The sequence below is a fragment of the Stenotrophomonas sp. GD03777 genome (assembly GCF_029842485.1).
In the GTDB taxonomy this organism is placed as follows: domain Bacteria; phylum Pseudomonadota; class Gammaproteobacteria; order Xanthomonadales; family Xanthomonadaceae; genus Stenotrophomonas; species Stenotrophomonas sepilia.
The window spans coordinates 10,056-36,739 of the sequence record NZ_JAOCGL010000010.1 but is presented as its reverse complement, the minus strand read 5'-3'; the positions used below and the strand labels follow the sequence as shown (position 1 = coordinate 36,739).

The window sequence follows — 26,684 nt, the reverse complement described above, 5'->3', positions numbered from 1 at the left end:
CGGGCTTCACGCCGCGCGCACTACCGTTTGCGCACTTCTTTACCACTGGGACGGCATGGGCGTGATCGGCCGACGTACAAGGATGCACCGCGCGAAGGCCGCGCTGGCGCTGGTGCTGGCGACCTGCCTGCCAACCGCTGCGTCCGCGCAGAACAACACCGACGCCCCCGCATTGGACTGGGAACAGGCACGCCAACGCCTGGAGCAGGTCTCCGATGCGCTGGCGGCGGCTGATGCAGCGGTACGCAACAAGCAGGACCTGCAGGACGCCACGCGCCTGCTGCGCCTGCCGGAGATCACCGGCGAAGTGCGCCGCCTGCAGTTCCAGAAGACCCTGACCCTGCCACTGGGCTCGCTGGCGCCCGTGGCTGAAGCCTTCGGTATCGATTCGCCGCTGTCGTTCACCGAGCGCGACTGGCGTACACGCCCGGTAGTGACCGCGGTGCTGCCGCTGTACACCGGCGGCGTGATCCCGGCCGCGCAACGTGCGGCCAGCGCCGCCCATGAGCAGGCCAACGCCGAGCGCGAGGCACAGCGCCAATCATTGACCGTGCAGCTGGCCCAGGCCTACTTCGGCCAGCGCCTGGCCGAGCAGGCGGTGGACGTGCGCCGCGACGTACGCGACGGCCTCAACCGCCACCTGTCCGATGCAGAAAAGCTGGAGCGCGAGGGCTTCGCCACCCGCGCCCAGCGCCTGCAGGCCACCGTGGCCCGCGACAAGGCCGAGCGCGAATACCAGAAGACGGTGAACGATCTGGCTACGCTGAAGGCCGCGCTGGCCACGCTGCTGCGCAGTGGTGGCGAGGTGCAGCCGGTGTCGCCGCTGTTCGTGCAGCGCGTGCCGATGGAACCGGTGGCCAGCTTCGAGCGCACGGCGCAGGCGCGCCAGCCGCAGATCGCGCGCTTGCGCGCGATGGTGGCGCAGGCCGAACAGGGCGTGCGCGTGCAGCAGGCCAAGCTGAAGCCGCAGATCTTCGCCTTCGGCCAGTACGACTTCCGTCGCCGCGACGAGATGCTGACCGACCCGGACTGGGCGTTCGGCATCGGCCTGAAGTACACCTTCCTGTCGCCGAACTCGCGGCCGGCGCAGATCAGCGCCGCGCGTGCGCAGCAGGACCAGGCCGAAGCGGGCCTGCGCGAGGCCGAGAACCAGGTCGCACTGGGCGTGCGCAAGGCCTGGAACGAACTTGAGACCGCGCGCCAGCAGTTCGTGCTGCTCGACAGCAGCATCGCCCAGGCACAGGAAAACCTGCGCCTGCAGGAGCTGGCATTCCGCGAAGGCCAGGCCACCTCGCTGGATGTGATCGATGCGCGGCTCGGCCTGGGCGGCGCCCGTGTCGAGCGCGCACAGGCCGCCTACCAATACGACATTGCGCTGGCACAGTTGCTGGAGATCAGTGGACAGATGGACCGTTTCGAAGAATTCCGGCGGCGTGCGGACGAGGTGATGGACCATGAGTGATGTGCTGCACGACGATGCGACGACGCCCCCCGGCAAGCGACGGCTGGGACCGATCCTGCTGGTGGTCCTGCTGGTCGCGGTGGTGCTCGGCCTGTGGCTGGCCTGGCGCAGCCCGGCCGACCAGATCCAGGGCATGGCCGATGCGGACACGATCAACGTGGCCGCCAAGATCACCGCGCGCGTGGCCGAGCTGAAGGTGCGCGAGGGCGATCGCGTGCAGCCCGGGCAGGTGCTGTTCCTGCTCGACAGTCCCGAAGTGGCCGCCAAGGAACAGCAGGCGCACGGCGCATTGGCCGCTGCGCAGGCGGTGGCCGACAAGGCCGATGAAGGCGCGCGCAGCGAAGACATCCGTGCCGCCGAAGCGAACTGGAAGCGGGCCGAAGCCGGCGCGACGCTGGCCGAAGCGACCTACCAGCGCGTGCAGAACCTGTTCAACGAAGGGGTGATGACCCGGCAGAAGCGCGATGAAGCGCATGCCCAGGCCACCAGTTCGCGCGAACTGGCCCGCGCCGCCCGCGCGCAGTACGACATGGCATTGGCCGGCGCCCGCGAGCAGGACAAGCGCGCCGCGCAGGGCCAGGTACAGCAGGCGCAGGGCGCGGTGGCCGAGGTCAACGCCGCGCGAGCAGAAGTGGAAGGACGCGCGCCGGTGGCGGGCGAGATCAACAAGCGCATGGCCGATCCGGGCGAGCTGGTGCCGGCCGGCTATCCGGTGTTCACCCTGGTCGACATCGACCGCATGTGGGTGGCGATGAACCTGCGCGAATCGCAGATGCAGGGCCTGAAGGTCGGCAGCAAACTGCAGGGCAGCGTGCCGGCGCTGGGCCTGGATGGTGAGTTCGAGGTCTACTTCATCAATCCGGCCGGCGACTACGCAACCTGGCGTACCACCCGCCAGTCGTCCGGCTATGACGTCCGCAGCTTCGAGGTGCGGGTGCGCCCGGTACGCCGCATCGAGGGCTTCCGCCCCGGCATGAGCGTGCTGTTCGCATGGCCCCAGCACTGAGCCCGGACCGCAACGGCTTCGCCGCTTCGTGGCGGCGCGAGCTGCAGTCGCTGCGCAGCAACCGTGCTGACCTGCTGCTGGTCACCTTGCTGCCACTACTGATGCTGGTAGTGATGGCATGGATGTTCACGCCGTCGGTGATGCGCGATATCCCGATTGCTGTGGTCGACCTTGACCATAGCAGTGACAGCCGCCTTCTGCTGCGCATGCTCGACGCAAGTCCCGGCGTACGCGTCGCCAGCCAGCCAGCGGACCTGGAGGAGGCACGTTCGCAGCTGGGCAGCCTGGACGTGTTCGCCATCGTGCTGGTGCCGCGCGATGTCACCCGGCAGGCGCTGCGTGGGCGCCAGGGCACGGTGTTCGCCTATTACAACGCCACCTACATGACCACCGGCCAGTCCGCGTCGCGCGACATCGGCGACGCGGTTTCCGCATGGAACGCACGCCTGCTGCGCGAGCGCATCGGCCTGCAGGTTGGCCCGGGCAAGCTGCGCGCGGCGCCGATAGCGGTGCAGTCGGACATCCTCTACAACCCGGCGCGCAGCTACGAATTGTTCCTGCTGCCACTGATCTTCCCGGCGGTGCTGTCACTGGTACTGGCACTTGCGGTGGCCGGCAGCCTCGGCCGCGAGATCCGCGATGGCACCCTGCCCGCCTGGCTGGCTCGCACGCCGTGGTCGGCGATCGCCGGCAAGGTCGCGCCGTACCTCCTGCTGTTCTCGCTGTATGGCGCGCTCGGCATCGGCTACCTGGCCTGGCTGCGCGGCGATGGTGTGGCCGGCAGCGTGCTCCTGCTGCTGCTCGCACAGCCCCTGTTCTACCTGGCCACGGTCGCCTACGCGTTGTTTTTCGTCGGCGTCACCCGCGACATGGGTACCGCGCTGTCCGCGGTGGGTCTGAGCATCGGCACCGCACTGGCGTTTTCCAGTGCCACCTTCCCGGTGCTGGACGGGCCGTTGTTTACCCGCGTCTGGCACCAGCTGCTGCCATTGAGCGCCTACATCAAGCTGCAGACCCAGCAGCAGTTCATCGGCTCGCCGCTGCAGGTTTCGGCATGGCCGCTGGCTACGCTGCTGTTGATGACGGTGGTGGCCGGTGGCATCGGCGGCCTGCGCCTGATCGCCTTTGCACGCACGCCTGCCGCCGCACAATCCGCAGGGGCTGACGCATGAGCATGCTCTGGCGCAGCCTGCGGCAGACCCTGATGGCGGTGCTGTGCGACCGCTACGCGATCGTGGTGATGGTCGGTGCGGTGATCCTGTATTCGTTCTTCTATCCAGCCGCCTACCGGCACCAGGTGGCCGGCAACCTGCCGGTGCTGGTGGTGGACGAAGACCATAGCGCGACCAGCCGCGAGCTGCTGCGCAAGCTCGACGCACTGCGCGTTGCGCGCGTGGTCGGGCAACCGGCGGACGTCGACAGCGCACGCGAGCAACTCGAAGCCGGCCACGCCGAAGGCATCGTCGTGATCCCGGCCAACCTGGAGCGCGACATCCTGCGCGGCCATCCGGCCAAGCTGGTATTGCTTGGCAACGGCGCCTACCTGGGCCGTGCCAGCTGGGTGCTGGGCAGCGTGGCCGATGCACTGGGCGCATTCGGGCGCGACGCCGTGGTCGGCCAGGCCGCCTTCATGGGCGCGCCACAGGCACCGCCGGTCACCCTGGTACAGCGCCCGCTGTACAACACCCAGGAAGGCTATGGCAGCGCCATCGTGCCCGGCGTGGCCGAGCTGATCGTGCACCAGACGCTGTTGATGGGCATCGGCGTACTCCTCGGCGGCCGCCGCCTCGCGCTCGGCCGGCGCCTGCGCTTCGACCTCCCGACCCTGGCCGGCATGGCGATGGGCTTCGGCCTGATCGGCCTGTTCGGTTTGTTCTGGTATGCCGGGTTCACCGCCTGGGTGCAGGACTATCCACGAGGAGGCAACCCGCTGGGCCAGCTGCTGGGCGGCACCTTGTTCATCGCCGCGACGGTGGCGTTCGGCCTGTTCATCGGCAGCTTCTTCCGTACCCGCGAACGCGCGTTCCAGTACATCATCGCCACCTCCATCCCGCTGTTTTTCCTCGCCAACCTGTCGTGGCCGGCGGTGATGACGCCGCAACCGCTGGTCTGGCTGGCACAGCTGCTGCCGACCACCTCGGGCATCAACCTGATGGTGCGCCTGAACCAGATGGACGCCCGCCTGGCCGACGTCAGCCACGAACTGATCACCCTCACCGTCCTGCTGCTGCTCTATGGCAGCCTCGCCACCTGGCGCCTCCTCGCCAAAAAGGGGACGGAGGGAATTAAGTCGTAACCGGCCGGTTTGGGAGATTGCGACTTAATCCCCTCCGTCCCCTTTTCCTGCAACGAAGAACGCCGGCGCGCGGCCGGCGTTCGAGTACTGCGATGTGTAAGGCGGAACGGGCGCTGTCGGCAACCGATCAACGATAGACGCGCTCGCAACGGCGCTCAACCACGCGGTCGCCGTTCTTCTGCTGGCTGTTGCCCTGGATCTGGCGACCGGCCGCACCACCGGCAACAGCACCGGCCACGGTAGCGAGCTTCTTGCCATTGCCGCCGCCCACCTGGTTGCCCAGCAGGCCGCCGATCACTGCACCCGTGGCCGTACCCGCAATGCGGTTCGGATCGCGCGAGTTGCGCTGCACTTCCACGTTCTTGCAGACCACGCGGCTGCCGTCGTTGAACTTGCGTCCCTCATCGCGCGGGCCATACGTCTGCGCGCCGGCCACCGACGAAGCCGCCAGCAGGGTGCCCAGCACAAGCAATCGGGTCGAGGTCTTCATGGCCATCTCCTGAGTTCCGGTATGGCGCAAGTGTCCTCCCGCGGTTGGCAACCCAAGGTGAAATGCGCGTGTCCGCCACCTCATCGGCCATCGCGCGTTCAGGAAGAAAATCCGCGCCCATCACGATCAGCCATCGTGATGGGCGCCGTCTCCCTACCGGCGTGCCACGTTCTAGAACTCTTCCCAACCACCGGCATTGGCCGCCAGTGTCGGTTCGATGCGGGGTGAAAGCGCAGCGGGCCGGCGTACCGGGGTGACCGTCGCAGCTACCGCTGCCAATGCGGGGCGTACCACCGCCGCTGCCGTCGCCGCACCCGTGCGGAACACCGAAACCGCCTCAGCCAGCAGGTTGGCCTGCTCTTCCATCGAGCGTGCCGCTGCACTGGCCTCTTCCACCAGCGCCGCATTCTGCTGCGTGGTCTCATCCATCTGCACCACAGCCTGGTTCACCTGCTCGATGCCCGAGCTCTGCTCCTGCGATGCGGCGGAGATATCAGCCATGATGTCGGTCACGCGCTGCACCGACGCCACGATCTCTCCCATCGTGGTGCCTGCCTGGCGGACCAGCGCCGATCCATCGGCGACCTTGCCGACCGAATCCTCGATCAGGCCCTTGATCTCCTTGGCCGCTCCGGCCGAGCGCTGTGCCAGCGTGCGCACCTCACTGGCCACCACCGCAAAGCCCCTGCCCTGCTCGCCTGCACGCGCGGCTTCCACCGCCGCGTTCAAGGCCAGGATGTTGGTCTGGAAGGCGATGCCGTCGATGACACTAATGATCTCGGCGATCTTCTTCGACGAGGCTTCGATGGCCGACATCGTGGTGACCACCTGGCCGACCACCTCGCCGCCCTGCGAGGCGACACCGTGCGCGCCGATGGCGAGCTGATTGGCCTGGCGTGCATGCTCGGCGTTCTGCTTCACGGTGGAGGTCAGTTCCTCCATCGATGCTGCGGTCTCTTCCAGGTTTGCCGCCTGCTGTTCGGTACGCCGCGACAGATCGGTGTTGCCCGAGGCAATCTCGCCTGCTGCGAGGTTGATGCTGGACGCACTGGACTGGATGCGGCCGACAATCTGCTTGAGCTGATCGACGGTGGCATTGCAGTCATCGCGCATGCGGGCGAACACGCCGTGGAAGTCGCCCTGCATGCGTACGGTGAGGTCACCGCGCGAGATCGCCTGCAGCAGCGTCGACACCTGCACCAGGTTCTCGTCGGTGGTCTGCATCAGGCGATTGAGTCCAGCCACCATGTCGCGGAAATCGTAGGCGAAGCGATCTTCATCGCCGCGCAGGCTGAAGTCGCCCGCCGCCGCGGCCGTCGCCAGCCGGCGGATCTCGCCGTTGATCGCCGACAGGCTGGTCTTGGTCTCGTCCATTGCCTGGGTGATCGCCGCCTTCTCGCCCGGCAGCGGATCCATGTCCACCGACAGGTCGCCACGGGCGTAGTGCTTCATCACTTCGATCAGCCGGTTCTGCACTTGCACGTGCGAGCCGACCAGCGCATTGGTCTCGTGCACCATGCGCCCGTAGTCGCCGGGGAAGGCAGCCTCGTCCATGCGATAGCTGAGGCTGCCGGCATCGTGCTGGCGGGCCAGCTCGCCCTGCGCCGCCATCACCGACTGCAACTGCGCCTGCATGCGCTGCATCGACCTGAGCAGCTGCGTCACCTCATCGTTGCCGGACGCGTCGATGCTGTTGTCCAGCCGCCCGTTGGCGATGCCGTCGGCCAGCTTCACCGCACCTTCCAGCGGGCGGGTCAGGCTGCGGGTGATGGCCCACGCGGCCAGCGAGCCCAGTATCAGGCTCAGCACGCCGAACACGATCGACAGCGTGCCGGTCCAGGATTCGGTTGAACGGTATTCCTCGCGGCTGCGCGCGGTCAGTGTCTCCTGATGCCGCAGCAGGGTCGAGATCGTCTCGTTCCATGCGGTAGCCAGGCCGTGCTCGGCGAGCAGTTCCTTGGCCGCACCGTCAAAATCCCCCGCCTTCATGCGCTCGTGCAGATGCTGGGTGGAGGCGTCGGTGGCCTTGCGTGCCGCGTCGATCTTCGCCACCAGGGCATCACCGGTGGCATCGCGTGGAATCTTGATGTACTTGGCCCAGATGCCGTCGTAGGTCTGCGACAGCTCCTGCGCCTTCTGATAATCCTTGTCGAAATCCTCACCGCGCTTGATCACCATCAGCCGGCGATGCATCAGCACCGCGTTGTTGGTATCCAGCATCTCGTTCAACAGCCGCATCTTCACCATGTTGACGTCCACCACTTTCGAGAACTGGGCAGACTTCAGATGGTTTCCGTACAGCGCCAGGCCGACGATGGCCACGATGAACAGCAGCAGCAAACCGAACCCGGCCCCCAGCCGGGATCCCACACGGAGGTTGCGTAAGGCGAGCATCTCAATTCCCTTGATCATGGCCGTACGATCGATGGCGGCGCGGGCAGGGGAAACTTTATGGGTCGATATTATTATATCGATCTAAAACTCTGGAACTGTGCGGACAGGTGTGAAAGCGGGCGACCCACGAGGGCGTTATATCCAGAAGGCATATCGCCACGTGTACCGAGAATAGGATAAGGCCGGGGCCTGCCGCCCCGCTATCTGGCATTACAGGGCAACAGGCCCCGGGAAGACCAGAGCCTTCCCGAGACTTGCCGCATAGACGCTCTCGCACTGGAAGGAGAGCACAAACTGGAACTCGCACGTCGCGGCGTAACGCTTGATGAAGTGGCATATTTCCTCCCAGGCACGTTCAAACCCGCTCGCGCGGAAATGAAACGAGCCGAGCAGGCCCACCTGCCACGAGGCCTCAATCCCTTCCGCTACGACAGCTTCCGGCGGGTCGACGATGCCGAACCCGAAGCCAGTGTTGGATGCTGGAAGATATCCACGCAGACCGTCAGTACCGTCGGAGTACTCGGCCTGGATCGAATCCAGGGCGTGCAGCACGGCACCCAGATCGGCACCGGCTTCGACTTCCAGAAACAGCGAAATGCTCATTATCGAACCATCAATCTGAAGCCAACAGCTTCATGACTCGGCATGGCCGCTTTCGTCTTCGGCTTCATTTCTGTCCTGAAGAATTCCTGATTCATACGGACTACCCCTGCCCACCTCACCCATGGGAGCTCGCAACAATCCGGCTACCGCTTCAGATCAGTGTAGGTAGCACTCATATCCTTTATGCCCTCCTCGCTGTTCCCCATGGACGCTCTCACCGCGTCCAACCAGTCCTCCCACGCACCTGGATCCGTGGGGCTTCGATCCTCCTTAAGACTCCAGCCAAGTGAACCCAGCAGCCCCCCGATCTCATCGCTGGGGCCGCGGGAATAGTCGATCTGGAGGAAGTAGAACATCGCCATGTAAGCTTCCTCGATCGTCAAGAGCTGTTCTTTCACCAATAATCTCCCTGCATGCACCATTTCCAGAGCGACTCTCGCCGGATGTCAGCGATCGCAATCCAATGAGGGTATGCCGGTTGAAGAACCGCATCTTCCCCTCGATCGTGAAGTCCGTGCGCCTGATTTCACCCAGCATCATCTCGCGTTGGGCGTCGTTCAACGTGCACGGCTCCAGAACATTGGCCTCCAGCACTCGCCCCGGGGGCGCCAGTCGCAGCTCGACAATGCAGGCATTGCCCTCGATGGGGACACCTGCTGGCCACGCCGTCATTGTGATCGCACGCATTTGCTCCTGGTACGCCACCCGCTCTGCTTCCTCCATCTGCGGGTCCGGCAGATACGGCGGGTTCGCCGCCACGTGCACAGCAGACTGCGTGGGCGTTGGCTCTGATATCGAACCAACGATCAGTTTGATCAGGGTGTTCTGTGAGGCCGTTACCGCCAAGGCGATCACCAGAGCGGTGTAGCTGACACCACCAGCCTTCTGCAGCTCAAGGTGCCGCCGATGTGCCCCGCGATGCTCGGCATCAACCTTGCGGACAATCCTTCGGCAATGCGACAGGTACAGCGGATTCGCCAGAATTCCTGCAAGTACGCGAAACACCAGGAAAGAGAGCAAGGACAACCATGGCAGCCCCAGCAGCACGAAGGTGGTCATCAGCAACGGCGAAAGGATGAACCAGATCGCGCCCCACGCATGCATGCGCCGGAAGAAGAACCAGAGTGACGAGAACAGGAATGCCGGCCAGTTCCATCGCCTTGGCGCCCTGCCGCTTGCTTCGTACAGCCTCCAGTGACGGAGATAGGCGCGGAACCTGTCACCTACCACGATCGCCAGTGCTTCCTTCTCGCTCAACCCATCTGAGGTTGCATCTGTGCTCTGCACCGCTTCACCGACGGCGCTGCCGAAGGTGGGTTCAATCCTTACTTTCATTATCCTCTATCCAAACTCGCCACGAAACTAAACCTTGCTCCAGGCAGGCTCCTCTGTCACCTCAACATGAGGCCTACTGCGGCCGGCAAGAATCTCGACTTCGAATTCACAACCGAATTCAAGATCCTCTTGCATCGCCCGCCCCACCCCATTCAATCGCTATTGCCATCAGAGAAGCCGCTACCCAAACCCCTGCGACCTAACCTTTCCAACCGACTCCATCCACTCAACCCAGACAGCGGCATCATTCAGGCAACTGGAATCATTTAAAGGCGACGTGAGACGCCCAATAACTTCGAACAGTGGAAGACCCTCACCGGATCGATCAAAAATCGCCTCGAGGAATACCAGCATTACTGAGAACGAATTCAGCAACGTCAAACACCCACCCGATGAACTCATTTGTGCGACACAGAATTCAGCATTAAGTGCGCCCCCAGCGGTGTTGACCTCTGCAAACGCGTCGCGCCAGTCATCCCACATTACCGGATCGTTGGGCAGGTCATCTGCCCACAAAAAAGAGCGCGCCGAAGATAATAGATCAACAAGAGCGTCCTGATTACTACCCCTATCCAAATAATTTTGCAGGAAAACGCACATCAACACATATGCAGCCTGAACAGAAATTTCTTTGAAATCTCCCATATCACCAACACTCATCCCGCCCCCTCTCTTCTGAACCGGCTCAGATGCGCACTGCAAACACCATTGGCAATCAGCTGGCTGGTGGCCGTCACCGTACCTGCGGCAGCCGCCGTCGCCTGCCTGTCCATCAGCAAAGTGCTTGCATCAGCAATGCCTTCACCGCGCGCTGCGCTGGTATCGATGTTGACGCCCAGCTCAGCCGCCAACATCTGTTTGCCATCGATGGTGAGGTGTGATCGATTTGGACTGGAATGCTACGTCCAATGCTCACGGCCATCTGCGCCAATCCAAACCAAGCCCGCCGGAGCATCGATCAAGAACCAAAGGCCGAATCCATCAATATCATCTTCGCCAGGACTCTCAAGCCATGCCTTTGAGATGAACAACAATTGTTCCCGCCAGTCACCCTCCAAGGTCCTCCCGTCCGATGCGAGTTTTACTTTCCGCTCTCTCAGCAAACGCCCCATCAACTCGAAGAACGCGCCCCTCCTTCCAGAAATCCCAACATCCCCCATCTCCATCGTCATGTGCTGCCAGACGGCACCAAGAGACAACCCAAACGAAGAATTCATCACTGCAGAATAGACTTCATCCCTCATTCTAGCCTCACCCCTACTTGCCCCCATTACCTATCGACTTGTCCCGCACATCAGTCGCCCAACTCGCACCAGATTGCGCTCGCCTGATCCCCTGCGTGGAAGTTGTTCTCAAACAAGTTCCTGGCAATCCTCACATTCAACACGGTCCCCGCCAGATCCTGCCCGACAACCCACCCGCCAGCGCTCCCACCGCTTTAGAGAGCGCCAGAACCGCCTCCGTTTGAATCATCGAACAGTCCAAGCTCTCCGGGCCACGAACCCATACTTGTACGAAACAGCCGCATTCACAAACGCCTGACACGCAGGGCTCGCCGAGTTCGCTGTACAAACCGAGAGCAGCTCACAGTCCATTCGCTCCGACAGTTGCTTGGCAACGTCACGCACCATCTTTTGGCATGACGTGTCGCTGCCATACTCGTCGAGTTGCTGCTTCATTACTCGAGCTTGATCCTCAGCAAGGAAGTTATTCTCAACCGAGTTCTTGGCAATCCCCGCATTCAACGCGATCCCGGCCAAATCCTACCCTAAAGCACCCAATAAGTTTCTGGCGATGGCACAGGCACAGCGAGCTCGCCAGTAATGCGTAAGCAGACGGCTCATCAGCGATGGCAACAGCGCCAGCCACAGCGCCCGCATCAACGATGCTGCAATCATCAGCAGGGCCGCAGTCTGGATTAGCCATTTCCCAGCTCATTCCGGCACAGCATTGAGCGAACGTACTCAGCCGATCCCGGAGTTCTTTCTATATACTTGAGACATGCCATACCCAGGTATCGACTAAACTCTTCATCACTAACAATCACAACGTCCGGGTCATACTTGAGCCCATATGAAAATTCCACCCCAGAAAAGTGATCATCCACGTCGAAGCTACTATTATCTGGGAATCTACAGTCAACATCATCGGTGCCAAAACCCCAGCCCCTTGATAAACACTCGAGCATCTGAATAAACACTCCCGAAGAATAAATCCAATCAAAGTAAGCAAAAACCACCCAATCAGAATCCCTCTTATCCATCCAAGATCCAAACAACTGATCACTCATACCAACCTCACTTAGGGTGGAAATTTTTAACTACACCGGCATCATCGATGTACACAACGAAAGAGACGCCTCCCGCATTGGACTCATATATCCTCTTCCCCGCAGCAACAGCGTCCTTGTAACCCTTCACAGCAGCTTCCTGGCCGAGCACCAAAACCTTCCTATCTGACATTATAGGATGCGATCATCGGTCGCCGTGGCACCACGCAACGCGGTATCGCCCCCGGCCTTCATCGAGATGTTATTGCGCGCCCCGCATCTTCTGCAGGCGATCATTGGGATTTCGAGCCGCGTCGACGTTGATGATCGGATCGATCAACCGGGACTTCGCCCCCCCACCCGTAGAACCGATCCCACTCAGCTTCACGTAGTACCCAACCCTTGTGAATCACCCTTGCCGCAATCGCCAGTGGTTGAAATCCCCTAAGAGATCAAGCCTAAGCCCTCACGGAGCGACGATTCCCTTCCAGATCAGACAATGGAACTCCCCAAAGGGCCGCGCGCATCATCAGTGAAAAATCTAGTGTCCAGATCCTGCGCCGGCTCCATCCCTCCAAACACAGTGCGCGCTTCACTTAGCAACTTCAATTGCTGGAAATGCCTATGGAGTATGGGCATGGCCACGGCAACATCCGACCAATCCATCTCGAATGAGAAATCTATACTTACCGTTCTGTCGAATCTAAAGACGCGAATCAGCAACGTAGGAATATGAACGGCGAATTCCAGCCTAAAACCATTGATCTCCTGGATCATGCAAGAACTGCACGGGAAGTCATCGACATTTCCCGCAAGCCAGTCGCCAACCGCTATCGGCTCGCCATCCAGCTCGGTCCGCGAGACGGACTCAGCCGTGCGACCGATCGATTCCAGCACCTAGGACTCGTTGACCCACGGGACGACCTCCATGGCAATCTCAAACGAGTCACTCATCAATAAACCCTCTCCGATTCCGTCAGCGACCGACTGGGTTAAGACCCTCGTCCATGTTTCGGATTCATTTTTCTTCGATCCGCCCCCCAGCAGCACTTAGATCTACGGACTGAAATAGCTACCATCTTCCAGCTTCCAGACAAAACCGCCAGGAACCCAGCCATATCCAGGCTTGGCAACCCAGAACATGTCCGGATCTCAGTCCAACTCAGGCGGTCAAGCCGCCATGAAACGCTCAATCTGCTCATTAACGGCACCGCCCCAAAAACCATTCACATCTTCGAGCCTAGCCCTCCCTTCACTTAAAACAGCACCCGACCCCCATCGGAAGAACTGCCTCCTCTCTTCAAGCGAAAGACCGGGAAGATAGTCAAAACAATTCCACCAGATCACATCAACATCAAGAAGCCCCACACTACCAATAAATCCCCTTACATCAAGACCATCCAACCAATCATTAATCACTTTAACTTAATCTACACTTTCTCAGTCTAACGCTCATTTGGTGAAATTGTATCCACGGTCCACTTCGCGCCAGTGACATTACTCAAGCTAGAACGATTTATTAAGCCCATACTCACACCATCCTTTCTAATGAGATTACTGCAGATACACTCAAAAATGACAGGAATCGCATGCAATCTACAGCTAAGAAATCCCGAAAGACTCAAGCTCCTTCAATGTAATGAATCGAAGCCTTTCACCTCTCAAAGCCGAACCATTCAAGAATTCGCCATAGCCGCATACATCACACTGAAATGCGGGCGTAAAACTGATCAACCCCATATATGCCCGCATATACGCCTCCCCGCAGCGGGAACACACCCTGTCAATCTCGACGGCGACCAACTCCTCCATCAGATCTCTGACAAACTGCGCGACACCGTCATCACTTGCGTTTCTCAACTGGGTCGCACGCGAATGCACGCGCCCAACATCCGCTTCCCCGATCTCCGCGAATGGATATTCATCCAATCGACCATCCATATTCACAATCAAGTCAAAGCCATAGCTTAGGAATGGTTCTCTGCGAACCTCGCCCTCGCATTCCATAACCCATTGGATCAGTGCCTCAACAACACCCCTCGCACCCGAATTATTATTTACGCTCGAAAGACCTGAAATCAGTCTATTCCTCAAAATTCCCGACAAGCGAGCCATTACTCTCCACCCTTTATTGGAAACGTTGTAATCAAGTTTCCCGCCTTATCTGTAAACACTTTGATGACGGAGGTTGGCTGCCCCCCATCCTTCAGTGAAGATATCCCAATCGGCCTTCCAACATCAACAATACGAACGTATTGTCCTCCAGGAATTTCATAGACAGGAGAGCGAACAACAACCGCGCTTTGTAGAACCACCTTGAGCTCATCCGGATTAATACTGAAGATGGATCTATTTCCAGCTGGTGACTTTCCAAAGTGCCCATCTAGAACATGCTGAAAGCCCGCAGAAACCGGAGCCCCTGAGTCGCGCAAAGGCGTTGTTCGTGTCCGTCCGTTGGCCAGATTGACTCGCGAAAGCACTACACCACGCTGAACTGGATTTCCTGGAGCACTGAAACCCCCACCGTCATTGGTTACCTGTAACTTTGGCGGATTGGAATTTTCCGGACGAGAGAAGCCCTTCTCGTACCCAGCCGGCACGGAATTCGTTGTCGACGCCTCATCAGTTGGTCTGAGCGCTCGTGGCCGCGTTACACCAAGACCGCCCGTCTGAGGCAAAAGCCCAGTCCTGTTCACAAATCTCACTGCTCCGATGTTGGCCAAGGCCCCCATCGTCAACGTCAGCGCTCGTCGATTCTCTTCGCTCGCGCCACCCAACGTTGCGGCAATGAACGCGGCACTGGCGATAGCACTTGAAGCTTGAGCGTCATGTACAGCGAAGAAGTTCCTAAGCTGCATTGCTGAGGGAAGCAAGTCTTCGGAACGAGTTATTTCAAGCCCAGACTGCTTCAACGCAGCATCGTACAGGCGCTCGTTTGTCCCTTTGCCACGATAGATTAAATCTTCAAACCACGAATAGTTTGCATCCTTGTATGCCTTCTGGTCAGCCCCCAAACCGACATAGGGTCGCCCATAGGACTGCGACGGGTTGATTCCCTGCAATTCGCCAGGATTCAGAGAACCACTATTGGCGAGGAACTGCTTCTGTAGCTCCGGAAGGTCTAGCGGACCGTTTTGCAGTTCGTAACGATTGATATAAGTCGCGAGATCTGCGGCTTGAACCTCAGTCAGGGTCTCTCCTGCCAACGCCTTCCGGAGCAACCCCGCACTCATCTGGTCCGCAGCATCAAGCAGAACCAGTTCCAAGGATTCCTGTTTATCCAGCCCCCCCTGCCGCTTGGCCTTCTCGCGGAGATGCACCATCCGAGCATGATCGTCATTGCCAAGGAAATTGTTCTCAACCGAATTCTTGGCAATCCCCGCATCCAACGCAATCCCAGCCAGATCCTGCCCTGACAACCCACTCGCCAGTGCTCCCACCGCCTGCGACAACGCCAGCACCATCTCCTTCTGCTCCGGGCTCAGCCTGGAAGGATCTCCCCCGGTCAACGTATTAGTCAGCACCTTCGCGGCCAACTCGCCGCCAGCCGCAGAGACCGCTCCGGTTCCCGCATTGCCACCATTGGCTTCCGCCAGCAGTGCACCCAATACCGCGTGCGACAGCAATTGCAGAGTCGCATTGGGATCGCTGCCGTGGTTCGAGTCAAGCTTGCTGCCGATGAAGTAAGCGGCATAGGGCGCCAGCGCATTGGACGCGACCTGACCGGCGCCCTGGCCGGCTACGCCCCCTACCACAGCCGTCGTCACTGCGCTCAGGGCACGGCTGTACTCACCGCCATCACCCCACTTCTTCGCATCGTTATAAGCTTGGCTGTTTGCGGTCAGCACCTTATCGCGTTGCGCTGCGCTAAGCGCGTTGAACGCCTTTTTATCATCGGTTGACAGGCCATCGTAGTACGCCTGGGTTGCCTTCTTGCTCTGATAGGCTTGAACGTCCCATGCAATCTGCTGGCTGGTGGCCATCACCGTCCCCGCCGCAGCCGCCATCGCCTGCTGGTCTGCCAGCAGCTTGCTCGCATCCGGCAATGCCTCCAGCGCACGATGCGCTCCACTGGCGTCGGTGTTGATGCCCAGCTCGGCCGCCGACGTCTGCTTGCCACCGATGGTGATGTTGCCCTCGGTCAAGGTGGCAAGGGTGGAGCTGCTGTCGCTGCCCTTCTCCATCATCGGCAGGCCCGGAGCACCTCGCGGTGCGGCCGTTCCCGGCTTGGGCGCCCAGCCATCCATCTGCCCGCCCGCACCACCACTGATGCTGCCGGAGCTGGCCGTGTAGTCCATGTGGTTCTGCAGGTCAGTGAACGTCAGCGAGCCCGCAGTCAGTTCACTGTTGCCCGCATGGGTGCTGGCAATCGCACCGCCCACCAGATTCACGTGGCCGGCATCGACGTGGTAGCCGCCGTTGCCGGCAAACAGGCCGCTCTGCTGGCCGACACCCTGATAGCTGCCGCTGGCCTTGCCTGCGCTCGCATACCCGTCGGCATTCCACGCGGTACCGAACGACACCTGCACGCGGCCACCCACCTGGCTGTTCCTGGACATGCTCTCGGCGATGTCCTGCAGCGACTCGATCGTCAGCGTGCCGCCGGTCTTGACGTCGATGCGATCAGCGGTCGCCGTGGCGCCACGCAGCGTGGTATCGCCCTCGGCCTTCATCGAGATGTTCTTGCCGGTCAGCGTGGTGTTCTGCCAGGTCCTGCTCTCGGCATTGGCCTTGCTGCTGCCAACACTCGCTTCGGCGTACACGTACACGCCGGTCTGCGCCCCTACCGAGACGCCCACGCCGACTTCGGCGCCGGCATTGCTGCTCTTGCTGCGGTCGGCCACATGCGCCTTGCCTGCTTCCAGCAGAATGTCGCCGGCCGAATCCAGGCTGAGGGTGTTGCCTGCACTCAGATTGCCCTGCACCACGTGAATGTCGCCCGTCGTGCTGGTGAGGTTGACGTTGCCGCCGCCCTGGATGGTGGAGCCACGCGACACCCTGCTGCTGCCATCGGCACTGCTGTTGGCGGTCTTGAAGCCGATGCCTGCTTCAGCACGGAACAGTTCGCCACTGCCGCCTCGGTCGGACAGCGCCGAGATCGCACTGGCTGCCTGGTACGCGTTGGCGCCCGCTGCCATGCCCTGCATCTTCTGCAGGCGATCATCGGACTGACGGGCCGCGTCCACGTTGTTGATCAGGTCGATCAACGGCGACTTCACCCGCGCGAACACGCCGATCTTCAGGTCCTTGTCGCTCTGCGAGTAGTGACCACTTTCGTCCGCGGTCAGCAACTCGATCTCGGCGGCGGTGATGTTCACGTCCTTGGCGGCCACCACGTTGCTGGCCGTCTGCGTGTACTTGCCCCCGGCGGTCAGGCTCACGCTGCCGCCCAGGCTGCCGATGCTGCTGGCCACCTGTGACACCTGCGCGCTGTCGTCCTGGTGCTGCTCGCGGTGCCAGCCGGAGAACTTCTCGGTATCCGATATCTGTACCGTGCCGATCGCCTTGCTGTCGGACGTATTGGCGTTGCTGACCGTATCCTGCCCGCTGCGCACCAGCAGATCACCGGCGGCACGGATGCTGACGTCCTTCTCGGCCGCGATGTTGGCTGCGGTCAGGCGGATGCTGCCTTCGGTGGTGGCCATGCGCACGCCGCCGCCGACCGACAACTGCGTGCCGGTGATGGTGTCACTGCTGCCGCTGCCCTGGCTCTGCGAGTTGTTGGTACCGAACGGCAGGCCGCTGGTGTTGTTGGCAAAGCCCCAGCCCTTGCCGCGGCTGCTGCTGTCGCTGCGCTCGGTGTTGTGGGCCACGTCGAACACGATGTCCTGGGTGGCCAGCAGCACAGCGTTGCCCTCGGCCGACATCTGTGTGCCCTGGCTGAGGATCGAGCCGCCGTTGGCAATCAACGTGAGATCGCCGCCTGCAGCCAACTGGCTGACGCGGGCATCACTGGTCGAATGGCTCTGTTCGCTGTTGGTGCGCTGGCTGCCGGCAGTCACCACGGTCGACGTGGTGGCCGCGCGCAGGCCGGAGGCGGCGCCTTCGGCGGTGCGGGTGATCCGCCCCATCGCCGAGCCACTATCGGCCATACCGTCGGTGGTCGAATCGCGGGCGCTGCGGTAGGCCTTGGTCGGGTCGTAGGTCACGCCCACCGAGAAGCCGCTGGACTTGCTGGCCTGACTGGATTGGCTGTCCGTGGTGTCCTGTCGCGCCAGCAGCGCAATGTCCTTGCCCACCAATGTCAGGTTCTCGCCTGCGGCGACGTCCGAGGCTTCGATCGTCAGCGTGTTGCCAGCATTGATCAGCACATTGCCGTCGCGCGAGGCGATCGCCGATCCCACCTGGGTGGTGGACTGCTCGGCGCGGGTGCTGCTGTTCTTCGCGCTGCTGTAGCCGACCGATGCCACGCCGTTGCCGAAGCCTCCGGTAACGCCGGATTTCTTTTTGCTCTCGCTGGACTCACTGCTGTGATGATCTTCGGCAGCAGTGATCAGCACATTGTTACCGGCCCCCAGAATCACGTTGCCGGTGGCATCGACCACCGCACCTACCGCAGTCAGATCGCGGCCAGCCGTGATGTTGATGCGCTCGCCCTGGATCGCCGTGCCGATGGCATAGCTGTCGCTGGCGTCGACGCTGCGCGTGGTGGTGGTACTAGACAGCGCCTTCTTTTTCTTGTCGTAGCTGTCCAGACTGTAGTCGTGCATCTCGTTGGCTGAGAGCAGGTTGACGTCGCGGCCCGCGGCCACGCTTACCGCGCCGTCATTGCTGTCGACCAACGCGGCTGTCAGGTTCACGTCCCGGCCTGCGCTCAGCAGCAGATTGTCCCCGGTCTGCAACGTGCTACCGCGCACCGTCTCATCACGCTGGCTGACCTGCAGCGAGCTGCGCTTGCCCGCGTTCGCAAAATCCCGGCTCTCGCTGTCCACCAGCGCCTGGCTGTTGATGTCCCCACCGGCCTGCAATGCCAGACCGCCCGCCGCCTTGATCTGCGCGGCGGCCAGGTTGATGTCCTTGCCGGCTGCCAGCACCACATCGCCAGCGCCCTGCACCGATGTGGCAGCGTGCGTCGTCCTGCTGCTGCGCTGGTGGTTGCGTTCATCGAAGGTGGCGTCGCGGCGCTCCTCCAGCGCAATCGCGCCAACATCCAGAGTGCCGCCTGCGGCCAGCTGGGTCAGGCCGTCGGCGCCGGCGTTGCGGATCTGTGCGGCCTGCAGGCTGATGTCACCACCGGCCACCACCGACAGCATGCCGTCGCCACTGGGTTTGGTCACATACAGACCGGCGACCCGATCGATGCGGTTGGTCTCGTACTGGTAGGTGCCACCGCCCTGCTGTGTCTCCACCGTGGAGGCCACCGTGACATTGCCCGCAGCCTTGACCGACAGCGCATCGGTGGCCGTCACGGCGGCACCCACAACACGGATGTCCTTGTCCGACGACAGCCCGACGTACTGGCCGGAAATGCTGCCGCCCAGATGCTCGATGTTGCCGGCATCGATGGTCACCAGCTTGCGCCCGGCGATGTTGCCGGTGTTGACCAGGCCATTGCCCAGTTTGATATCGACATTGGCGCCTGCCAGCAGTGCGCCGTTGCCGTCGAGGTCGCCCGGGCGCAGGCGCAGGTAGACCTGCGGCACCAGCGCGGTGGTGGTGCTGCCATCGGCCAGGGTGACGGTCTGCTCGACCAGCCAGACAATGTCACTGGTCAGCTGTGCCATCTGCGCTTCGGTCAGCGCCACGCCGGGGCGAAGGCCCCATTCGCTGGCGACCGTGGCACCGGCCTCCAGCAGCGCGCGGTACTGCGCCTCGTCACTGGCGTAGCCGTCGAGGAAGCGGCGACCGGTCAGCTGGCCGATCTGCTCGCGCACCAGCTTCTGCTCGTAGTACCCATCACCCAGCCGCTTCTGCACGGTATCGGGCGAGTAGCCCATCTGGCCCAGCAGATGGTCCGAACTCAGCCAGGTCTTGTGGTCGGTGAAGCGCGGATCGGTCTCGACCAGATAGTGGCCGCCGTTGGGGTTGACGTTGAACAGGCTGGCGCTCGGCGCGCGCGTGTCCGGTGCACCCATCGCGATGCGATCCGGCGATCCTCCACTGGCTGCGACCACGCGCGGCCCGGACGTACCGGTGTTGCCGCTCACGCCGCCGACGCTGCTCCCTTGCTGGGTACTGGCACCATCGGCCGCCTGTGCCAGCGCGCGTTCGGCACCGGTGCCGGCGGACTGGCCCGGCCCCTGCGCACCGCCATGGCCCGGCCCATTCGGCAGCGCCGTGGGCCCCTGCACGTTGAGGTTGGCCATGGCCGAACCGTTCTGCACGTTCGGCGCGTTTCGCCCCTGGTTGAGGTTGCTCAGGTCACCGACGTCGATGCTCAACGAGCCGCCGCTGACAATGCTGCCGCCAATCTTACCGGTCACCTCGGAAATGGCCGGAGCACTCCAGGTCATCACATCCCCGCCGAACGTGTGGCTGACGTTGGAGAACTGGTGCGTGCGATACAGCGTGGCCGCCAGGTTCTCCACCTTTGCCGCGCCGGTCAGTCCGGTGATGTCCAGATCGCCGCCGGCGGCAATGCTGCCGTAGTGGTTGCGCAGGTCATCGCTGCGGATGCGCATCGCACCGCCTGACCGGATGACCGCATCGGCACCGACGCTCGGCTGCAACACATCTTCGGTCACGGTGCGCGTGGCCAGGCGATACTGCTCGTTGGCACTGGTGGAGTTGCCGCCCGCAAACTGTGGGCTGGTCAGAATGCGGTCGGGATCGTAGTCCTTGTAAGTCCACAACTGCACGCAGTTGGTCGTACAGGTGCCATACGCTGACGAGTAGGTGAGTTTGTCATCGACGTAGCGGAATGCCGGCGAATCGGGATGCAGGGTGGCCAGCTCGGCAAACGGATCGTCGGCACCAGCGGCAACCTGGTCCGGATTGACCTGGTTGTCCTGGCGGCCGACGTAGTACATCACCACCGTGCCGTCCTGCACGTTCAGCCGCGCACGCTCACCCAGCGCGGCATACAGCCCACCGCGCCCGAAGAAGTAGGCACTGGTCTGCGCGGTCAGTCGTACCACCGCACGGTGCACGGTGAAGCCATCCGGCGTGATGTGCGGCGTGTCTTCCAGGATATCGGTCGGGTTGAGGTAGTACACCTCGTGCGCCGAATAGTGACTGGTACTGCGAATGTCCTCGGTGCCATTCTTGCCGTTGCGCCACCAGGCGGGTCGATCCATGCGCACCGGAGCGTTCACGGCGGTGGTCTGTGTGATGACCACGTTCTCGCGGATGTTGTTGACCACCTGCGCATCGATGGACAGGTTGCCGGTGACATCGATGACCGAGCTGATGTTGTCGATCCGCCCGGCAATGCCGCTGGCGATGCGATCGGCACTCAGCGTGCCGCCGATGGCAGCATCACCGCCGCTGTAGATCAGGCCCTTGCCGGTGTTCTGCAGCTCGCGCACGCCCAGGTCCAGGCGCTCGCGTGCAGCCACGGTGCCGACGCGGGTGGCACCACCGGCCTCTTCGGCGCGATTCTTCAGCACGCCGGTGGAGATCGCCACGCGATCACCATAGATGCGCCCGGTGCCAAGATTGTCGATTTCGCCGGCCTCCAGGTGGGTCAGCGCGCCATCGATCAGGCCCCGGTTGGTCAGCTGGCCACGGGCATTGAGGTGGGTCGTGCCCTGGCTGGATATCTCACCCGAGGCCGCATTGGTGATGTTCTGGGCGTTGAGGTCGAGGTTGCCACCGCGCACCACACCCTGGTTGTCGAGGTCGCCGGACAGGTTCAGCGACAGCGTGCCGTTGGCGATCCATTCGCCACGTTGGCGCATGCCCTGCTGCAGGGTGAGGCCGAGGTCACGCTGCGCATGCACCTGGCCGTCTTCGCTGAGCGCACGTGCGACCAGGGTCTGGCTGCCATCGGCGCGCAGCAGGCCGCCGCTGTTGGCGACGTTGTCCGCCTGGCTGTCCAGGTTGCCGCCGGTGCTGATCACGCCGCCGGTGTTCTCCAGCTGGCCGTTGATCTGCAGCCGCGCACCGCCATCAGTGACGACCTGGCCCTGGCTGTTGTCCAGCCACTGTGCACCGAACTGCAGCTGGCCCGCCTGCAAGCCACGCGTGCCGTCGCCGCCACGGGTGTTGCGGTTGTCCACGCTGGCGGCCGTGAGGGTCAGCAGCTGGCCGGCCGCGATCGCGCCGGCGGCGTTGTCCAGATGCCCGTCCAGGGTCAGGTCGAGGTTGCGCCCGGCCTGCACGCGACCACTGGCATTGGCCAGGCTCGCCGCCTGCAGCGACAGTTTCGCGGCGCTGGCAAGTGTTCCACCGGAACTGTTGTCGACGCGGGCCAGCAGCAAGCGCGCATCGCCTTGTGCATTGACTGCGCCGCCACGGTTGTCCAGCACGCCACCATCCAGCTGCAGCTTCCCGGCCGCCAGCAATCCACCGCTGCCGGCGGTGGCGCGGTTGTCGATGTCCTGCCCGGCCGTGTTGATGGCCAGGTCGGCCGCCGACTGCACGCGACCGCCCTGGTTGTCCATCGCGCCACTGCGAACGATCAGGTCGCCCTTCTGCGTGCCCAGCGTGCCGGCGCGGTTGTCCAGCCGCTGGCCGCGGGTATCGATGTCCAGCTGGCCGCCCAGCAGCGTGCCGCGCTGGTTGAGCAGGCCGTTGCCCTGCAACTGCAGCCGTTCGCCGGCCTGCATCGCGCCGTCGCTGTTGTCCACGCCTGCCGCCGTGGTCGCGCTCAGGTCCTTGCCAGCGACCAGGGTGCCGTGGCGGTTGTCGAGACTGCCGGCGCCCAGGGTCATCGTGCCGGTGCTGGACAGCAGCCCCTGCTCGCCATTGTCGAGACGACCCTCAACGCTCAGCACCAGCGCGCTGCCGCCCGCATGCACGGTGCCGCCCTGGTTGCCGAGGCTGGCCGCGGTGACCGTGCCGGCACCGCCGAGCAGGATGCGGCCCTTCTGGTTGTCCAGCGCCTGGCCGATCGCCAGCGTGGAGTGACCCGCGCCTGCACCCTGCAGCGTGCCCTGTGCATTGATCAGCTGCTGCGCGGTGACAGCCAGCGCGCCATTGCTGGCCAGCGAACCGCCGCGATTGTCCAGCACACCCTGTACGCGCAGGCGCAGCGCGTCTTCACCGGTTGCGGTGAGCGTGCCACCGGCGGTGGTCAGGGTATCGGCGGTGATGTCGACGCGGCGCGCCGAGGCGGTTGCCGCGGTCAGATCGAGGTTGGCGCCGTCCAGCGCGAAGCTGCCATTGCTGAGCACGCTGCCGCCGTTGCCCAGCAGGGTCTTCGCCGAGACCTGCAGCTGGCCGCTCCCCGCGTGCTGGATCCTGCCTGCACGGTTGTCCAGCACCTGTGCCAGCAGGGCCAGGTCGCCATTGCTGGCCAGCGTGCCACCGGCATTGCCCAGCGTCGTGGCCTTGATGCGACTGGCGCCTTCGCCGCTGGCGATGATGCGGCCACCGGCGTTGTCGAGCGTGGTTGCCTCAAGGTCGAGGCGATCGGCGCCCAGCGTCGCGTCACGATGATCCACGTCGCCAGCACGCAGGGTCAGCGTGGCCGAGGAGACCAGCGTGCCCTTGCTGCCGTCCAGGCGGCCGGTGGTGATGTCCAGGCCCTGGTTGCCGGCCTGGCGGATGCTGCCGCCACTGTTGTCCAGCCGTGCGGAAGTGACCGTCAGGCGATTGGCGTTGCTGGCGATCGTGCCTTCGTGGTTGTCCAGCGCAGCGACGATCTGCAGCGTGCTGTCAGCCGTTCCGGCACCGCTGAGCGTGCCCTTGCGGTTGATCAGTTCACCGGCCTGAACATCCAGCGCGCCGTTGCCGGCGATCGTGCCGCCGCTGTTGTCCAATGCCTGCGCCACACGCACTAGCAGCGCCTCGCTGCCAGTCGCACTGAGGCTGCCGCCGGCATTGTCCAGGCGCTGCGCATCGATGGCGGTGCGCTCGGCCTGGGTAACGCTGCCGGCGCCGAGCACAAGCTCGCCCCCTTCCAGCGTCAGCGACGACTGGCTGAGGATCCGGCCCGCCGCGCCCTGCAGGCTGTCGGCCCGGATCTGCAAGGTGCCTCTGCCCGCGTGTTCGATCGCGCCGCCGCGGTTGTCCAGGCGCGCTGCCTGCAGCTGCACATCACCAGTACCGGCCAATCGGCCACCGTTGCTGTTGTCCAGCAGCTCGCGGGCCAGCACCTGCAGCGCACCACTGCCTGCGGCCAGCACCTTGCCGCCCTGGTTGAGCAGGCTGCCAACCTGCAGCTGCACCTGGCCATTGCCGGATATCGCGCCGCCCGTGTTGTCCAGGGAGTCGCGCACCGTCAGCGCCACACCCTGCGTGCCGGCCGACTGCAGCGTGCCCTTCTGGTTGTCGATGCGACCGGCGTCGATGCGCAGGCCGCCGTTGCCGACGATCTGGCCGCCCTGATTGTCGAACGCATCGCGCACGTCCAGCGCCAGCGCCGAGACACCCTGCGAGACGATCTGGCCCTGGCGGTTGCGCAGTGCCCCGGCGTGGATCTGCACACTCTGCGCCGATGTCGTGCCACCACTCACGTCCAGCTCGCCGCCGGACAGCACCAGCGCGCCGTTGCTGAGCAGACGCCCTTCGCTGCCACGCAACGTATCGGCCTGCACGCTCAGGATGCCGGTGCCAGCCTGCTGAACCAGGCCGTTGCTGTTGTCCAGCGTGGTCGCGACCAGTGCCAGATCGCCGTTGCCGGCCAACGTGCCGCGGGCACTGTTGTCCAGCGTCGTGGCCTTCACCGAACTGGCCCCGCTACCCAGCGACAGCAGGCTGCCGCCCCGGTTGTCCAGCGTCGCGGCCAGGATCTCGAACCCGGCCGCACTGAGCGAACCGTTGCGCAGATCGGCGTTGCCGACCGACCATTGCAGGCGGCCCAGGGTACTCAGTCGCCCACCGCTGCCGGCCCAGTCGCCCGTATCCAACGCGAGACCACCGCCACCGGCATGTTCGATGCGGCCTCCCGCATTGCCGACCTGGCCTGCGCGCAATGCAAGCCGCGTGGCATTGGTGGCCAGCAGGCCACCGTCGTTGTTGAACAGGCCCTGCACCGTCCACGACGATGCCGCCTTGCCGGCGTGGCGCAGTTCACCACCGCGGTTGTCGAGCGCCTGCGCATCCAGCGACAGGTCGCCGGCCACGCTCAGCGCACCCTTCTGGTTCGACAACAGGCCCACCTGCAGCGCGGCATCGCCATGCACCTGCAGCGTGCCGCCGTCATTGCGCAGCTCCCCCCCAGCCTGCAGCGCGCTCACGCCCAGGCGACCGCCGCTGTTGTCGAGACCCTTGCGTGCGGCCAGTGACACCGAGCCGCCGTTGCTGATGCTGCCGCCGTCGTTGTCCAGCGTACCGGCGATGGCGATCAGGCCCTCGGCCAGGGGCAGCTCCGGCGACGTCGGCGTGCCCGCCGAGCCCCCATTGCCGCCTCCGGTTCCCGGCGTTCCCGGCGTGCCGGTTCCGGGTGTTCCACCGCCACTGCCGGGCGACGCGCCGCTGCCAGCGCCGCTCCCGTTACCACTTGATGCCATGGCATCCAGTGCACCCAACAGGCCATTGCTACGGTTGCTGGCTGCGTCGGCCTTGAGTGCCAGCGCTTGCACACCGGTCTGTTCAATGGCGCCGCCATGGTTGCGCAACCCCTGCGCCTGCAGCTGCAGGCGCTGTGCATTGAGCGTGCCGTTGCTGTTGTCCAGCGTGCCACCGGCGGTGATCGCAACTTCGCGCGTGGCGGCGATGGTGCCGCCATTGGCAAGATCGCCACCGGCCTGCACGCGCACGTTCTGCCGCGACTGCAGGGCGCCGATGTTTTCCAGCCGGCCATCCACCGTCACCACCAGCTCGCCGGCCTGTGCGCCAATGCTGCCGGCATTGCGCACGCCCACGCCGTGCTCATTGCCGACCAGCCAGATCTTGTTGGCGAACATGCCGCCCAGCGCACCAACGTCCAGCGCGAAGGCCGGCGCCTCGCCGCTGGCCGCGGTCGCACTGGCCTGGCTATGGTCGGCACTGACCACGTTGTTGCCCAGCGTCGCCTGCAACTGATTGGCCCAGATGCCGGCGTTGACCTGCAACGAACGGGTGATCAGGTCGGTGTAATCGGCACGGCTGGTGTCCAGGCCATCGCCATCGATCTGGATCGCGCCCCCTGTGACGCGGTAGCCCTCAAGTGCGCCTGCACCCGTGAACATCGGCGTGCCGGTGGTCAGGGTCACCCGGCTGGCATTGAGGAAACCGCCGCCATTGACCTGGATGCCGGCCGGGTTGGCAATGATCACCTCGGCGCGCTGCCCGGCCACTTCCACATAGCCGTTGAGCCGGCTGGCCCGACCATTCACTTCATTGAGGATGACCCGTGCACTGCCGGTGGCAAGCCACGGGTTGCCCTGCACCCAGCCGCCCAGCTGCGTCTGCACCTGGCCGCGGGCGTTGTTGAGGATGACGCCATCGCGGCCCACGTCGAACTGCGAATAGCGGTTGCGCGACACACCCGCCGCCGACGGCGTGGTGATGTTCACCATCGGCACGCCATTGGGTGCCGTCACCATCGTCGGCCGTTCACGGCCCGGCGCATTCGGATCGGAAATGATGCGCGCATCGGACTGCGCCAGCGCAGGCGTTGCCAGGCTGACCCAGCCCAGTGAGCACATCAGTGCGAAGCCCAGCGGCGACAGCGCAGCGCTCTGCCGGCCCGGCACATGGCCGACCAGGCCACCGCCGCCCTTCACCAGCTCCGAAGCCACCTGCCAGACGCGCAGCGCGCGGTTGAAAACCAGACGATAGATAGTGTTCATGTCACGTGTC

General features: G+C 63.4%; 15 protein-coding genes. 5 read left to right on the top strand and 10 right to left on the bottom strand.

Going from position 1 to position 26,684, the window contains the following annotated elements:
- Positions 1-55: 55 nt before the first annotated feature.
- The 4 genes from N5E02_RS04370 to N5E02_RS04355 are packed head-to-tail and all read left to right on the top strand — an operon-like array spanning position 56 to position 4,764.
- Entirely contained in the window at positions 56-1,462 is a 1,407-nt protein-coding gene (locus N5E02_RS04370; protein WP_188238854.1) for a TolC family protein, read from the top strand.
- Positions 1,455-2,468 carry an efflux RND transporter periplasmic adaptor subunit gene (locus N5E02_RS04365; RefSeq protein ID WP_005415763.1) on the top strand — a complete coding sequence of 338 codons (1,014 nt, stop codon included), beginning with the start codon at positions 1,455-1,457 and terminating at the stop codon, positions 2,466-2,468. Before N5E02_RS04370 ends, N5E02_RS04365 begins: the two co-directional genes overlap by 8 nt.
- Positions 2,453-3,640 (top strand): ABC transporter permease, encoded by a 1,188-nt coding sequence (locus tag N5E02_RS04360; RefSeq protein ID WP_279945897.1) that lies wholly within the window; start codon positions 2,453-2,455, stop codon positions 3,638-3,640. The genes N5E02_RS04365 and N5E02_RS04360 overlap by 16 nt, the downstream gene beginning before the upstream one ends.
- Positions 3,637-4,764 carry an ABC transporter permease gene (locus N5E02_RS04355; protein ID WP_279945896.1) on the top strand — a complete coding sequence of 376 codons (1,128 nt, stop codon included), beginning with the start codon at positions 3,637-3,639 and terminating at the stop codon, positions 4,762-4,764. Before N5E02_RS04360 ends, N5E02_RS04355 begins: the two co-directional genes overlap by 4 nt.
- Positions 4,765-4,891: 127 nt before the next feature.
- On the opposite strand, the gene N5E02_RS04350 is transcribed toward N5E02_RS04355, so the two are convergent.
- The 5 genes from N5E02_RS04350 to N5E02_RS04330 form a co-directional block, all read right to left on the bottom strand.
- Positions 4,892-5,260: a glycine zipper 2TM domain-containing protein gene (locus tag N5E02_RS04350; RefSeq protein ID WP_005415760.1), complete on the bottom strand. Its 369-nt coding sequence runs from the start codon at positions 5,258-5,260 to the stop codon at positions 4,892-4,894.
- 165 nt (positions 5,261-5,425) lie between these two features.
- Positions 5,426-7,648 carry a methyl-accepting chemotaxis protein gene (locus tag N5E02_RS04345; protein ID WP_279945895.1) on the bottom strand — a complete coding sequence of 741 codons (2,223 nt, stop codon included), beginning with the start codon at positions 7,646-7,648 and terminating at the stop codon, positions 5,426-5,428.
- 210 nt (positions 7,649-7,858) lie between these two features.
- Positions 7,859-8,251 carry a hypothetical protein gene (locus N5E02_RS04340; RefSeq protein WP_279945894.1) on the bottom strand — a complete coding sequence of 131 codons (393 nt, stop codon included), beginning with the start codon at positions 8,249-8,251 and terminating at the stop codon, positions 7,859-7,861.
- Positions 8,252-8,560: 309 nt separating this feature from the next.
- Positions 8,561-9,586, bottom strand: a complete 1,026-nt coding sequence (locus N5E02_RS04335) for a DUF2628 domain-containing protein (RefSeq protein WP_239502782.1) — start codon at positions 9,584-9,586, stop codon at positions 8,561-8,563.
- Positions 9,587-9,766: 180 nt separating this feature from the next.
- Positions 9,767-10,246, bottom strand: coding sequence for a hypothetical protein (locus tag N5E02_RS04330; protein ID WP_155760280.1), 480 nt, complete (start codon positions 10,244-10,246; stop codon positions 9,767-9,769).
- Positions 10,247-10,275: 29 nt separating this feature from the next.
- Between N5E02_RS04330 and N5E02_RS04325 the strand changes: the two genes are divergently transcribed.
- Positions 10,276-10,467, top strand: a complete 192-nt coding sequence (locus tag N5E02_RS04325; RefSeq protein WP_065196529.1) for a hypothetical protein — start codon at positions 10,276-10,278, stop codon at positions 10,465-10,467.
- 18 nt (positions 10,468-10,485) lie between these two features.
- Here the strand turns inward: N5E02_RS04325 and N5E02_RS04320 are convergent, their stop codons facing one another.
- The 5 genes from N5E02_RS04320 to N5E02_RS04300 form a co-directional block, all read right to left on the bottom strand.
- Positions 10,486-10,830, bottom strand: a complete 345-nt coding sequence (locus N5E02_RS04320; RefSeq protein ID WP_065196596.1) for a DUF596 domain-containing protein — start codon at positions 10,828-10,830, stop codon at positions 10,486-10,488.
- 1,517 nt (positions 10,831-12,347) lie between these two features.
- Complete coding sequence (locus N5E02_RS04315) at positions 12,348-12,752, bottom strand: hypothetical protein (protein ID WP_065196530.1); 405 nt, start codon at positions 12,750-12,752, stop codon at positions 12,348-12,350.
- Positions 12,753-13,025: 273 nt separating this feature from the next.
- On the bottom strand, positions 13,026-13,274 hold the full coding sequence (locus N5E02_RS04310; RefSeq protein ID WP_134955893.1) for a hypothetical protein: 249 nt from the start codon (positions 13,272-13,274) through the stop codon (positions 13,026-13,028).
- A 183-nt stretch (positions 13,275-13,457) separates the two neighbouring features.
- Positions 13,458-13,970, bottom strand: a complete 513-nt coding sequence (locus N5E02_RS04305; protein ID WP_155760283.1) for a hypothetical protein — start codon at positions 13,968-13,970, stop codon at positions 13,458-13,460.
- Entirely contained in the window at positions 13,970-26,674 is a 12,705-nt protein-coding gene (locus N5E02_RS04300; RefSeq protein ID WP_279945893.1) for a hemagglutinin repeat-containing protein, read from the bottom strand. The genes N5E02_RS04305 and N5E02_RS04300 overlap by 1 nt, the downstream gene beginning before the upstream one ends.
- Positions 26,675-26,684 lie beyond the last annotated feature (10 nt).

Coding starts and splice junctions, on each gene's coding strand:
- N5E02_RS04305 (WP_155760283.1), bottom strand. CDS start 13,970: ATGGCTCGCTTGTCGGGAATTTTGAGGAATAGACTGATTTCAGGTCTT.
- N5E02_RS04300 (WP_279945893.1), bottom strand. CDS start 26,674: ATGAACACTATCTATCGTCTGGTTTTCAACCGCGCGCTGCGCGTCTGG.
- N5E02_RS04355 (WP_279945896.1), top strand. CDS start 3,637: ATGAGCATGCTCTGGCGCAGCCTGCGGCAGACCCTGATGGCGGTGCTG.
- N5E02_RS04350 (WP_005415760.1), bottom strand. CDS start 5,260: ATGGCCATGAAGACCTCGACCCGATTGCTTGTGCTGGGCACCCTGCTG.
- N5E02_RS04345 (WP_279945895.1), bottom strand. CDS start 7,648: ATGCTCGCCTTACGCAACCTCCGTGTGGGATCCCGGCTGGGGGCCGGG.
- N5E02_RS04320 (WP_065196596.1), bottom strand. CDS start 10,830: ATGAGGGATGAAGTCTATTCTGCAGTGATGAATTCTTCGTTTGGGTTG.
- N5E02_RS04360 (WP_279945897.1), top strand. CDS start 2,453: ATGGCCCCAGCACTGAGCCCGGACCGCAACGGCTTCGCCGCTTCGTGG.
- N5E02_RS04365 (WP_005415763.1), top strand. CDS start 1,455: ATGAGTGATGTGCTGCACGACGATGCGACGACGCCCCCCGGCAAGCGA.
- N5E02_RS04370 (WP_188238854.1), top strand. CDS start 56: ATGGGCGTGATCGGCCGACGTACAAGGATGCACCGCGCGAAGGCCGCG.
- N5E02_RS04340 (WP_279945894.1), bottom strand. CDS start 8,251: ATGAGCATTTCGCTGTTTCTGGAAGTCGAAGCCGGTGCCGATCTGGGT.
- N5E02_RS04335 (WP_239502782.1), bottom strand. CDS start 9,586: ATGAAAGTAAGGATTGAACCCACCTTCGGCAGCGCCGTCGGTGAAGCG.
- N5E02_RS04330 (WP_155760280.1), bottom strand. CDS start 10,246: ATGAGTGTTGGTGATATGGGAGATTTCAAAGAAATTTCTGTTCAGGCT.
- N5E02_RS04325 (WP_065196529.1), top strand. CDS start 10,276: ATGCGCACTGCAAACACCATTGGCAATCAGCTGGCTGGTGGCCGTCAC.